The following is a 12,745-nucleotide window of genomic DNA, read 5'->3' as shown; positions in this document are numbered from 1 at the left end:
GTTCTTATCTTCCTTTTCCTTATAAAGAAAACGGCTTGAAACGCGGGCATTAGCGGATTTAATACACCTTTAGGAGGGTATTATTAAATTAAATCAATGAGTAACATCCGATGAATCAGGGAAAATAGAAGGGATTTATGTCCGTTCATAATAGCTCTCCTCCTTCTCCATTTATTCTTCATCAAGCAAGGGATATCCCCTCGGCTTCTGTTTCTCAAAGCTCGGGATCGTCTTTTCAATTTTTATTGCAGCGCACCCAACAATTTTATGGCAATTATGCGCCTAAATCAGTGAAGGCAGCTGTACAGATGACGGGCAATATTCTTTCCGTTTCAGGCCGTACGGCATTTATTGCTTTCTTATGTTTAGAAGAATGCCTAACAGGATTTAAACCTATAGATCCCCAAAGCTGCATCGAAGAGAGCCTAAAACGATTGGGACGATATGATGAGAATTTTTCTGCTTGTTGTCATTTTATGACACACTTAGCTGCGCAAGCTTTTTTGAATAGCGAGCCTTTGATTGAACAAACGCTGAAGGGAGCGATTCAAAACTATCCCTCTGCTTATCCATTTTTAGGCAAGGAGGAACAGGCAAGGAATAGCGTTGAAGGAACGCCTGCACTTAATCCCTTAAATGGACTGAAAGGGTATTTTTTTGATTGGGCAGGAGAATGGGCTGCATGGTTTATGCAGGGAAATAAGGAACTGATTGCTAAAACCATTCAAGCAAATCTATTGAATATGTTAGCCAATCTGGCCGATCAGTCAGACATGAGTCATTTAGAGGAAAGCAGCTTCAACAATCCTTTTGGCAGCATTTTAGCTGTTCTTGGAGAATGCCTACAGGCTTATCAGAAAGAGCTAAATGACTTGGAAAATAATGAAAATGCAGAAGAGCGAGAAGCTCAGATACAAGGACTCTTTCAAAGACTGTCCAATGAATTACTCATAAAATGTTTTCCCGGAAAAGAAAAAGATATCAAATTATTTCATCCCACTATTCCAGTTGTTTACTTTCAAGGCTTGATTTGGCAGGAACTTGAGCAGAAATTGCCTCCTTTTCTCTGTCAATTATATAAAGAGACCAAACCTTTGAAAGCAAGTCAGTTCAATGGGGTGGCAGAGTCGGATCAAGCTTTGCAGATAGGGAGCGCAGGGCGCTTGATTAAGCGTCCTTCTTTTTTCGTTGAAAGCGCCACTTTAAGCAAGTTATTAAATAAAATTAAACCCAAATTAGTTTCTTGGATTGAATGTCAAGGGGTTGAACCGCATAAAGCTCAATTTTTAGGCGATTTCTTTTCTAAATATCTTAAGGAATTGCTTTTAACAGACACCCCTTCTTTGAAGATGATGGGATCTTTTCTTGAACGTTATTTCATGGAAAGAATCCTTTTTAATGTCATGCAGGCTTTGCAGAAAGAGGATCAGTCTGTATCACTCAACGGTCAAATAGAGTCTTCTCTACCCCCGTTTGTCAAGCAAGCCAATCGCCTATTGACTTGCTTAAATGAAAATGGGCAAACGGACCGAACTGGAAAGACCCTCATTTTTATACGAGAATTATTAAATATATGCGGATTGGAGCAAAAAGAAAGCCTGCCCGTGCCTCCGATCATACAAGAAGCAGCTTGGTCTTTCTTGAAAGAATTCCAAACAGAAAAATTGCCGCTCTTTTTAACGGATATGGTGATAGGTCAATTAGATCATTTAAACCCCTCTATTTTTGCCGATGGAAATAAGGCTTTCTTAAATGAGCAAAACGGCTCCGCTTCCTTAACAAACTTTATTAAGTCTTCAGCTCCTATTCTAACCGAGTGGGTAATCGAACAGATGGCTGCCTTGAATTTTGAACAAATGAGCCGCTCTTTGCCCGATCTATTTTGGTTTAATGAAGATCAAAAAAGAGAATTAGATTGCCAGTTTAAACTGTTGTTTAACGATAGCCATTCTGGAGGACAATTTATAAGACGAATAGCAGGCGAGTTTTTACAAGGAATGGCATTTGAATTCTTAAAAAATCTATCTCTTAACTATCAGCAGGCCCAGAGGCGGGGAGAAAGGCCTCTTCCTTTTTTTGCTTGGTTAGTCCAGCAACTGGCTGTTGGATGTAGGACGTTGCATCCGGAGAGTTGGACGGAAGAAAAGCTGAGGATTTTTAGGCAGGCAGTGGAATTAAATCATGAAATTCATCTGTCCCTCAATGAGGAGATTAAAAAACAAAAGCAAGAGACGTTAAATCATCTTTGGGAGCAATTGCAAGCTGACTTTCAACCTTTATCTCAACAGATGCTGCAATTGATAGGCTGGCATGCAGCGGATGACATGCCTGTGCCGAGGGTTTTGCAAGCTTTTATTTGGAATTGGATTCAAAAGGAACTCCCTAAAAAACTTTTTGAGCAAATTGGAAATTTGATGCTTCCGGAAATCGAGAAGCGGTCCACTATCCAAATCATACAGGCTGTTCAGTATGGAGATCAAATTATAGAAGGGTGCCATTTATTGGCGCAGGATGTATTAACCATCTTACCTCGCTGGGTGGGAAGTTTTAGGTATTTTGCAGAAGAAATGAATATTCAGCTTTATGAGGGGAGATTGACAGCTGAGCAGGTCAGCCAATTGACCCAAAAAATTATAGAGCTTGTGCGAACATCCAATGTGAAAGTTAAAAGCCTTTTTCATGCATGCGAATCTTTATTGCCTCCTCATGAGGCTTATACTACCGATCAGCAGTTAGCTCTTAAAACTCAATTCAAAAAGTATAAAGAACAAATTTGGGATATCGCATTGACGCCGGAAGAAATCGTTGAAAAGCTGCCTGTCAATTTTTTAAACCACGACGAGCAGGCCTGGATAGCGGATCAAATTCAGCATGCCGTTCATTGCCAGCAAGCGTACGCGCCTTTTTGGAATTTTATAGAATCCTATTTGGAAGGCGTGTTGTTAAAAATGGCGGCGAAGGCTCTGCAAATGGACTCTCCTACAAAAGAGGCTGTACAAAACTTGGCAAATGAAACAATTCTTGCATTGTCTGGAAAGACAAACGAGGAAGCTCAACCTGTCTTGAATCATTTTATAGATAATTTTTTTGCTATTTTAAAGATTGAACCCGACGCAGTCACCTTTGGAATTCCTTCTATTGTAAAGAATAAATTACTGGGTTTGGCTAAGATACAGGCTGCAAAGCTATTACTAAAAATCTACCACTCCTATTTCCATATCGGACATTTTCCCTTAACAAATAGAGAGGATGTGTCTGCTATAGAAGGAATGTCTGTCCCGCAAATAGGCGATGCTGTTCAGTCTTTGACGCGTTATGCGATCGATCAGGCGGTAGATCAATTCATGCAGCAGAAAAATGGCCACTTCCCAGCCATAGGGCCGTTTTATCGACTTTTAGGGCATTTTTTTGAGCATTTATTCAGGAATAGAAATTTAAAAACAGCTGGCTTATTGCAAACTGCCATAGGAGAGCATTTACCTACACCCTTTTTGGAATCTTTGTTAGCTAGATTGAATCAAGAAGCAACGGAGAGCAGCAAGCAGCAAGCGGCAGAGTGGATAAATCCTCTTTTAACCGCCAAACTTTTGCAAGTCATGATTCCTTTTGTAGACCTAGAGAAAACTAATCCAGAGATAGACCATGAACTGGTAAAAGGAGGACTGTCCGTTTTATTGCGTCATCTTAAGCATCTTAATCAATCTATTCAAGAGGGCGGATTAACGTTTCAAAATTTTGCTCGGGTAGCTGGGAATGGCCTGCACCCTCATCTCTTGGTAGAAGGGGTTGACGAACAGCGGGAATCTAATAAAACGGCATTTTATGACTATCAGGTCAAGATGCTCATGCGGTTGATTTTTCCCAATGGTAAGCGAGATTTGCTGGCCCTTGTTCCCGACCTTCCCGAAACACTCCTAATTGATGTCTGGCGAGGAATCAAAAAAATCCTTTCCTATCAGCTGCCCTCATTGGTGCCGCGCTTGTTCGAAGAAGAGGCCTTGAAAGAGATTGTGATAAAGAGTTATGAAAGCCTTCTTGGTCAGGTCGATTTCTTAACAGGTGAGGATTCGATGCCAAACCTGGAGGAAATGAACGAGGACAGCCCATGCCCCCTAGAGATAAATGCTCTAATAGGCGAGTGCCTAGTAGAGTCTGTTAAGTTAATCGACCCTCCCTTTAGCTGGTTAGACAAGCTTCCCGTTTTTTTAAAGGAACTAATAGGAATAAAAAAAATAAAAGCGCAAGTCATAGAATCAATAGGGGCCGCTGTTCAAAGGCGATTGAATGGCCAGTTGATTGTTAACACCCTTCAAGAGGCATTGCCATCTTTAGTTCAAACAAGATATGTCAGTCTGAGCGATGAGGAAAAAGCGGCAGCCCAGCAAACGGCTTTAGTGCGTATCCAAGATCTCGAGCGGCAAATTATAGAAAAGGGGATTCAGAGTTTCATTCAATTATTGGGAAAACAAATTGACCAGGCATGCGATATTTTTCCAGGTCCGACGGCAAGAAAAATTAAAACAGCTATTTTAGCTGCAGGCTCTTTTGTTGTCATTAAATGCTTAGGCGCCTTATTGCGTTTCTTTAAACTCGATCAATTCTTTATTAATCGGTTGGCCGGTTATTTGCGGCAAATAAGAGAAGGAATTATAGAGAAAATGACGTGTGTTGATATCCATGAGAATTTAGTTTTCCAGGAAATACAGGTTGTCCAATCCGTTTTAAGCAGACAAGCAACAGCACTCCAAACGCAGGTTATTAGCTAAATGAGCCGCTTTTGATGAATAAGGGAAATGCAATCTAGGCTATGAGGGGTTTTAAGAAACCCTCTAAAGACTGCCTAGTTTAATTTTTTTATAATATTTCGAGAGTTTTGATTTACACAGTCTTACGAACTGTGATAAAATCTTTCTAACTTTAAGCGATTCTTGAAAAATGAAAGAAGAAAAAGAAAAAAAATTTAAAATTGTTACTTTAGGTTGTCGTACCAATCAATATGAATCCCAGGCTTATCAAGATCAATTGATCGCTTTGGGATATCGAGCAGCCCAAGAAGGGGAGCAAGCAGATATTTGTATTGTCAATACCTGTACGGTAACGGAATCCGCCGATAGTAGCAGCCGGCACGCAATACGCCAATTGGCACGAGAAAATGCAGAGGCGCAGCTTTTAGTGACAGGGTGCTTCGCAGAAAGGCAACCCAATGTCGTCAAAGGAATGGAAGCGCGGGCCCACATTGTGCCAAACCGAGATAAAGATCGCTTGCTGGCTCAAATTTTTCCCGAAGAAGAGTTGCCAGAATTTTCCATTAAGCATTTTGACTGCCATACCCGTGCTTTTGTTAAAATTCAGGACGGCTGCAATTCTTTTTGTACCTATTGTATTATTCCCTATGTGAGAGGGCGTTCGCGTTCCCGAACCGTCGAAGATATTATTCAAGAAGTTCACTCGTTGATTGCCAATGGATATAAGGAAATTGTTCTAACTGGAATTAATATAGGCGATTTTGACGGGGGAGTAGAAAAAGGACAGGAGCCGGTTCGATTAGCGGAATTAGTACGCATTATTGACCAAATGCCTGGATTGGAAAGACTGCGCATCTCTTCAATTGATCCTGACGAAGTAGACGAAGATTTGGCAGATGCCGTCCTAAATGGTAAAAAAACCTGTCATTCTATGCATATTGTCCTGCAATCCGGATCTAATGTTATCCTTAAGCGCATGAACCGCAAATATACCCGTCAAATTTTCTTGGATACCATAGAGCGTTTGCGCACAGCCGATCCGGACTTTACTTTTACAACAGATATTATCGTTGGATTTCCGGGCGAGACAGACGTGGATTTTGCTGATACCTTAGAGGTGATGCAGCAAGTGAAATTTGCCAAAGTCCATATGTTCCCTTATAGCGATCGGCCAAGAACACGATCGGCCTTAATGCCAAACAAAGTCGCCCCGGCGATCATTCGTGAGCGCAAGCAGGAGGTGCTTCGTCTTTCTGAACAACTTGCTTTTGATCTGCGCAATCAATATGTTACACGCCGCATGTTCGTTTTAACGGAAAGTAAAGATCCGCTTCGTCCGCATGAAATTTCAGGACATACCGAGAATTTTTTGGCCGTATGGGTGCAAGGGGAGCGATTTGCCGCCAATCAACTTATTGAAGTGGAATTAACTAGCAATACACCGGATGGTTTGATTGGCCGTCCTGTCTCTCATCCTTCTCATACAGGCTTGTCGTTATATCATGGCGATTAAAATTGCAGAGCGTCTTCGCCCTTATAGTCATCTTCCCGGGACCGTTTGCCTTGTTCCGGGTTCCCCTTATGCCGTTCAAGTATTCCCTACCTTGATCCGCCTCTATCGTTTAGACAAAGCAGAATTAGAGAAAATAGGTGAAATAGCCCTGGATATACAAGGGCCATTAAGCAATTTTACCTTGCAGAGCGATTTAGAAAAGGGTGTCATAAGAGTATGGGGAGAAAGCCCGGCAGGATTTGTTCGCTATTATATCAGCAGCCACTCTCAAGGGAAGGCATTATTCCTCCACCTGGAAAAAGCGCCAGCTAATGGAATGGGCCTTGAAAAAGACGGCAAAAAAGAGGAATTGGCGGCAAAGCAAAGCCTAGATCTTTTTTCATTTTGTCCGCTGATTGGGACAGATTTCCAATTGCCATCCTTAGAGCGCTTATCCCTGGGCAGTCATAAAGCGCAGGATTGGGATCTCGTTAGAAGGCGGTTGGATTTAAAAGAGATTTTGCCTGTCTGGCATCGACTTGGGCAGCTTCTTCCTAATATACCCTCTCCGATGCCTTATGATGGCGGAACAGCCTCTCTTTTACAAAGCTGCGCGGAGCTGATTAATCAGCAAAGAGGAGGCGAGAGTGCCGTCCTGTGGAATCAGCTTTTCCAAGCCGGATTCCAAAGTCTGCTCGTTCCTCGTTTGATTGATACGGACTATCAAGGCTTTCTTTCTTCTATGCCTGCTGAGGATGCCCCTTCTCCTCTTTTTTTATTAACGGAGGGGGCTCGTTTGATTCGCCGGCTTTTTATTGAGCAAGAAAAAGCGCTGATCCGTATTCTTCCTATGCTGCCGCCGCAATTTCCTAGCGGACGGCTGCTATCTGTCCAACTGCAGGGTGGGAGCGTTTTGGATCTAGAATGGACCAAGAAAACTATTCGCTGCTTATCTTTGTTCGTCCCTTCAGACCAGCAATTGGTTTTTCATTTTAAAAAAGTCAAAGAGTTCCGCTTAAGGAAAGGGAAAAAAGAGGCCGCGAGTTGGCTAAAAACGGGCGAAACGCTTTTCTTAGAAAAAAATTGTCATTACTTCTTTGATAATTTTAGATAATCGATTAAGATCACCTTCTAGATAAGAGTCTATTTCCAGGCAAGATAGATTCATTATTTACTTGTGTATAAAACGCAATCGTTCTAATTCAAAGATAGGTTTGTTTTAATCCATGACAATGACTATGCAACCGATTCAATTCGATCCCCACTTTTATGAAAACTTAATGGGCATCATTGAAATGACCCATCATCAGCCGCATGCTGTATTGGGAATTCATCCTTTCTTTGAAGGGGCTAAAGTCATTCGTTTATGGCGGCCCGGCGCTCAGCACGTTTATTTAGAAGTGTTTGGATCTATAGTAGAGGCTACCTGTATTCATAAAGCAGGAATTTTTGAATACATCGCCCCTGCCCATACCACGGCTTCTGATTACCGCGTTTATCACCAAAATGGCCTATTGGCCCCCGATCCTTATGCTTTTCTTCCTACTTTTGGAGAGATAGACCGCTTTTTATTTGGAAAAGGAGTCCACTATCAGCTTTATCAAAAGATGGGTGGCCGATTGACGATCCACCAAGGAGTTGAGGGCGTAAAGTTTAGCGTATGGGCCCCCAATGCTAAAAGCGTGTCCTTGGTTTCTGATTTCAACTACTGGGACGGCCGGGTCAATCCCATGCGCATGTTGGGCTATTCCGGAATTTGGGAACTGTTTGTCCCGGGATTAAAAGAAGGCGAGAAATATAAGTTTGAAATTCATACCCAGCAAGGGGAAAGAAGGCTGAAAGCCGATCCTTATGCCCTGGCTTGTGAAATGCGTCCGGCGACGGCTTCAGTGATTGCCAATGTCGACCGCTTTCAGTGGCAGGACCAAGATTGGATGCAGGCGCGTTTAAAGAAGCCTCTGCAATCCACTCCAATGAATATATACGAAGTGCATTTAGGGTCTTGGAGAAAGCATGGCGATGATTTTCTCAATTACCGCGATCTGGCTCATGAACTAGCTTCTTATTGTATAGACATGGGCTTTACGCATGTAGAATTATTGCCTATTCAGGAGCATCCGTTAGATGAATCTTGGGGATATCAAGTTTCAGGTTTTTATGCTCCGACAAGCCGTTTTGGAAGTCCTGAAGATTTTCAGTACTTTGTCAATTATCTCCATCAGAAAAATATTGGTGTTATCCTAGATTGGGTGCCAGGCCATTTTCCGACAGATGATTTTTCGCTTAGCCGCTATGATGGATCGGCCTTATATGAGCATGCGGATCCACGGCAAGGATTTCATCCGCACTGGCATACGTATATCTTTAATTTTGGGCGCCACGAAGTGTCTAATTTTCTTATTGCCAACGCGCTTTATTGGTTTGAGCAAATGCATGTGGATGGATTGCGCGTCGATGCAGTCGCCTCTATGCTATATTTGGATTATGGAAGAGAAGACGGGGAGTGGATTCCAAATTATTATGGCGGCAAGGAGAATCTGCAAGCCATTGAATTTTTAAAGCATCTCAATTCCATTGTCCACTCTCTCTGCCCCGGTGTGCTCACCATTGCTGAAGAATCGACCTCTTTTCCCGGCGTGACGCATTCCGTTGAAGAGGGGGGATTAGGGTTTGACTTGAAGTGGAATATGGGATGGATGAATGATACCCTTCGTTATTTTTCTACGGATATGATTTTCCGGAATTACCATCACAATGATTTGACGTTTGGCTTGATTTATGCTTTTTCGGAAAAATTTATCAACGTCTTATCGCATGATGAAGTTGTCCATGGAAAACGCAGCCTGATCGGTAGAATGCCTGGAGATATGTGGCAGCAGTTTGCCAACCTCCGCCTGCTCTTGAGCTATATGATCTGTCAGCCCGGCAAGAAGCTTCTTTTTATGGGAGGAGAAATAGGTCAGTGGGACGAATGGAATTGCAAGCGCGAAATAGAATGGTTTTTGCTTGGATTTCCCACTCATCAAGGCGTTCAAATGATGGTCAAAGAAATCAATCACTTTTACTTGTCCCATCCGGCTTTATGGGAAAAAGACTTTAATTATGAATCCTTCCAGTGGGTAGATTTCTCTGACACGCAATATAGCATTATCAGTTATCTTCGCAAAGGTAAGAGCGAGCAATTATTTTGCGTGCATAATTTTACGCCTATGTACCATCCAAATTATATTTTTCATTTAGCTAATCTGCAAGGCATGGAAGAAGTCTTTAATTCCGATGCTGAAAAATATGGCGGTTCTGGCAAGCACAATTCTCATCCTGAAATTGTCCACGATGCAGATGGCCATCCAATAGGCGTGCGTCTATCCCTGGCTCCGCTTGCAACAATGATCTTTAAGCTGACGTGAGAAATATAAAAAGTCAGAAAGCTTTGCATTCACCAAGGAGCGTTGTTATAAGCCCTTATAATGGCATTTACAGGCAATAACGATCAAAATTTAAGCATTTAATGGCCGTTTAATACATCGTAATCTACGGGGATTTTTATAAAAAAAATATTTAATTTTTCTTTGCTAAGTAAACTAAGAAAATTGTCGCATTCTTCTTTACTTAATATAAATACTATTTCTACGGGAACGTTAGACGCTAATTCAAAAAAATGTTCTTCGTGAATGATTCCATGCCTTCCAAATCCGGCTATTGCTCTAAATACAGAACCGCCGTGTATTCCCATTTCTTTTGCTTTTTCTAGCAGCCATTCGTAAAGGAGAATGCGTCCATGCTTTGTATGCTCTTGCGTATAAAATTTTAATTGAAATCCATTCATTTATCCCCCTCCATATTGAAAAATAATTTTTGAAATAAAGTATCCTGTCGCTACCATGAGTAAAGATCCGCCTACATGAAGGACGATTAAAGCGATTAACCAAAAATGTTCTTGTTTTGAAAGCAATACAAAAGCTTCGGCAGAAAAAGTTGAAAAAGTTGTGAGGCTTCCTAAAAATCCTGTAATAAATCCTAGACGGATAGGGTAAGAAAAAAAAGAGTGTTCAATTGAAAAGAAGATTGCGAAACCTATTAGAAAAGAGCCAATTAAATTGGCCATTAACGTTCCTATAGGAAGAGTGGGAAAGATATAATTAAAATAATTTCCTAATTTCCATCTGATTAATGCGCCTATTATTGCTCCTACTGAAATGCTAATAACGGATTGCATACCTCTCCAATCGTTGGATTTACTCTAAAAGACATGTCTAGGGGGAAATAATCTCAAATATAAATTATTATGCGCTTTAATGCGCAAGATAAAAAGACGGAATGTGCGTTATTTATCGACTTGTCAATTCGCTAACAATTTGTTTCCAATCTTTGTCTTATCATATGGGTGTAAAATTTAGCGAAATATGTTAGAATGGAATGGCTGATACATATACCTAAACGCAAATTTGAAGACATACGGAAGTTATCCCTTTTTAGAAAATTTTAATAATTGGAAAGAGAATGGCGACAAAACAACAATACGATGAGCTATGCAGGCAAATTTGGCATCATAATACCTTGTATTATGTTGAACATGCACCGGAAATATCTGATGAAGAATACGATGCCCTCTTTAAAAAGCTTGAGCAAATGGAGAAGGATCATCCAGAATGGATTAGTCCTTCCTCTCCGACCCAGAGAGTGGCGGAAAGCCTGACCAACGGTTTTAAAACCGTTGTCCATCAAATTCCCATGCTGTCTTTGGCGAATAGCTATTCAAAGGAAGAAATTGAAGACTTTATTAAGCGCATCCAAAAGTTGGTAGGAAAGAAGGAAATTAGTTTCTCCGTTGAATTAAAAATGGATGGAATAGCCATTTCAGCTTCTTTTGAAAAAGGCTGCTTTGTAAGAGGGGTAACGCGAGGGGATGGTAGGCAAGGCGATGATATTACGGTTAATATGCGGACAATCGCCGCTTTGCCTCTGCAGCTATATGGAGAAGATGTTCCAGATTTTCTAGAAGTAAGAGGCGAAGTGTTCATGCCTCGATCGGTTTTTAATGAATTGAATGAACAAAAGCTGCAAGATGGCGAACCTTTATGGGCCAATCCGCGCAACGCAGCCGCCGGCTCTTTAAAATTATTAGATCCTCAAGAGGTGTCCAAGCGGCAACTTTCCATCGTTTTTTATGGGGTAGCGGAAGAATCGTCCGCCAAGCTCAGTAAGCAATCTGAAGTTGCCCCTTTCTTGCGTTCTTTGGGACTTCCCGTTTTAGATTATTTTGCTCATTGCCACACAATAGAGGAGATTTGGGAATTTGCTGAGAAAATTCGGGGGCTGCGGTCTTCCTTGCCTTATGATATCGATGGAATTGTCATTAAATTAAATGATTGGAAAGATCAAAAGCGTTTGGGGGTGACGGGGAAAAATCCTAGATGGGCAATTGCCTATAAATTTGCTGCTGAGCAGGCCGTGACCCGCATTCATGACATTACAGTGCAAATTGGGCGAACCGGCATTTTAACGCCTGTCGCTGAATTGGAGCCTGTTTTTTTGGCGGGAAGTACAATTGCTAGAGCGACTTTGCATAATGAAGAAGAGGTCCAGCGAAAAGATATTCGCATTGGCGATATGGTTACCATAGAAAAGGGGGGAGATGTCATTCCCAAGGTCGTCAGCGTTAATTTTTCTCAGCGCCCTGAACAATCCCACCCTTGGCATATGCCCTCTCATTGCCCTTGCTGCGGAAGCCCTGTTGTCAAAGTGCCGGGCGAAGTGGCTGTCCGTTGTCCAAATGAAAGCGGCTGCTTCGAGCAGCAAATTAGAAAGCTCATTTACTTTGCCGGGAAGCAAGCAATGGATATCAACCATATGGGAGAAAAAGTTGTCATTCAATTATTTCAGAAAGGCTTTATCAAGCATCCAGCCGATATTTATACCCTAACCGAAAGGGAAGTTTCTCAATTAAGCGGATTTAAAGCCAAATCTATCCAAAATTTGTTGGCCAGCATTGAGAAGTCAAAAGATGTGTCTTTGGAAAGGTTCATTATGGCGCTTGGCATTAAGTATGTGGGAACGGGGACGGCAGAGCTGCTGGCTGCTCGTGCAGGAGATATTAAGGCTTTGATGCAGATGAATATAGATGAATTAATGCTAATTGAAGGAGTGGGAGAAAAAGTAGCCCACGCGGTGGTCGATTATTTTGCTCAAGATAGCCACCTTCGAGAAGTGAGACGGCTATTGGAATTAGGGATCCTGCCGCGCATGCGGACGGTCCAGACTTTTACCGATCACTTGTTCAATGGAAAAGCCTTTGTACTGACGGGAAGTCTCGAGCATTATACGCGATCTGCAGCTGCCAGCTTGATTAAGGAGAGGGGAGGAAAAGTGACGGATGCAGTCAGCAAAAAAACCGACTTTGTGATTGCAGGAATAGATCCGGGATCAAAGCTAGAAAAAGCTCGTGCGTTAAACATTAGAATCTTAAATGAAGAGGAGTTTATAACTCTGCTTTAAATAAAAATTTATT

General features: G+C 41.8%; 7 protein-coding genes. 5 read left to right on the top strand and 2 right to left on the bottom strand.

Features of this window, described 5'->3' with window-relative positions; all coding sequences use genetic code 11:
* Positions 1-137: 137 nt before the first annotated feature.
* The 4 genes from BN3769_RS00275 (at position 138) to glgB (ending at position 9,644) form a co-directional block, all read left to right on the top strand.
* Positions 138-4,766, top strand: coding sequence for a hypothetical protein (locus tag BN3769_RS00275; protein ID WP_068466393.1), 4,629 nt, complete (start codon positions 138-140; stop codon positions 4,764-4,766).
* Positions 4,767-4,935: 169 nt separating this feature from the next.
* Complete coding sequence (gene mtaB, locus BN3769_RS00270; protein ID WP_068466392.1) at positions 4,936-6,258, top strand: tRNA (N(6)-L-threonylcarbamoyladenosine(37)-C(2))-methylthiotransferase MtaB; 1,323 nt, start codon at positions 4,936-4,938, stop codon at positions 6,256-6,258.
* Positions 6,248-7,351: a hypothetical protein gene (locus BN3769_RS00265; RefSeq protein ID WP_068466390.1), complete on the top strand. Its 1,104-nt coding sequence runs from the start codon at positions 6,248-6,250 to the stop codon at positions 7,349-7,351. The genes mtaB and BN3769_RS00265 overlap by 11 nt, the downstream gene beginning before the upstream one ends.
* A gap of 112 nt (positions 7,352-7,463) precedes the next feature.
* Positions 7,464-9,644: a 1,4-alpha-glucan branching protein GlgB gene (gene glgB, locus BN3769_RS00260; protein WP_228840572.1), complete on the top strand. Its 2,181-nt coding sequence runs from the start codon at positions 7,464-7,466 to the stop codon at positions 9,642-9,644.
* A 98-nt stretch (positions 9,645-9,742) separates the two neighbouring features.
* Here the strand turns inward: glgB and BN3769_RS00255 are convergent, their stop codons facing one another.
* Both BN3769_RS00255 and crcB read right to left on the bottom strand, forming a co-directional pair.
* Positions 9,743-10,063, bottom strand: coding sequence for a DUF190 domain-containing protein (locus BN3769_RS00255; protein WP_068466388.1), 321 nt, complete (start codon positions 10,061-10,063; stop codon positions 9,743-9,745).
* Positions 10,064-10,453, bottom strand: a complete 390-nt coding sequence (crcB, locus tag BN3769_RS00250) for a fluoride efflux transporter CrcB (protein WP_068466386.1) — start codon at positions 10,451-10,453, stop codon at positions 10,064-10,066.
* 284 nt (positions 10,454-10,737) lie between these two features.
* On the opposite strand from crcB, the gene ligA reads away from it, so the two are divergent.
* Positions 10,738-12,732 (top strand): NAD-dependent DNA ligase LigA, encoded by a 1,995-nt coding sequence (gene ligA / locus BN3769_RS00245; protein ID WP_068466384.1) that lies wholly within the window; start codon positions 10,738-10,740, stop codon positions 12,730-12,732.
* Positions 12,733-12,745: the final 13 nt, after the last annotated feature.

Source organism: Candidatus Protochlamydia phocaeensis (genome assembly GCF_001545115.1).
Lineage (GTDB): Bacteria > Chlamydiota > Chlamydiia > Chlamydiales > Parachlamydiaceae > Protochlamydia_A > Protochlamydia_A phocaeensis.
The sequence above is the reverse complement of the archived record's forward strand: the minus strand, read 5'-3'. Positions and strand labels throughout refer to the sequence as shown.

Bases quoted from the DNA above. Each gene is read 5' to 3' on its own strand.
- mtaB (WP_068466392.1), top strand. From the start codon at position 4,936: ATGAAAGAAGAAAAAGAAAAAAAATTTAAAATTGTTACTTTAGGTTGT.
- crcB (WP_068466386.1), bottom strand. From the start codon at position 10,453: ATGCAATCCGTTATTAGCATTTCAGTAGGAGCAATAATAGGCGCATTA.
- BN3769_RS00255 (WP_068466388.1), bottom strand. From the start codon at position 10,063: ATGAATGGATTTCAATTAAAATTTTATACGCAAGAGCATACAAAGCAT.
- glgB (WP_228840572.1), top strand. From the start codon at position 7,464: ATGACAATGACTATGCAACCGATTCAATTCGATCCCCACTTTTATGAA.
- BN3769_RS00275 (WP_068466393.1), top strand. From the start codon at position 138: ATGTCCGTTCATAATAGCTCTCCTCCTTCTCCATTTATTCTTCATCAA.
- ligA (WP_068466384.1), top strand. From the start codon at position 10,738: ATGGCGACAAAACAACAATACGATGAGCTATGCAGGCAAATTTGGCAT.
- BN3769_RS00265 (WP_068466390.1), top strand. From the start codon at position 6,248: ATGGCGATTAAAATTGCAGAGCGTCTTCGCCCTTATAGTCATCTTCCC.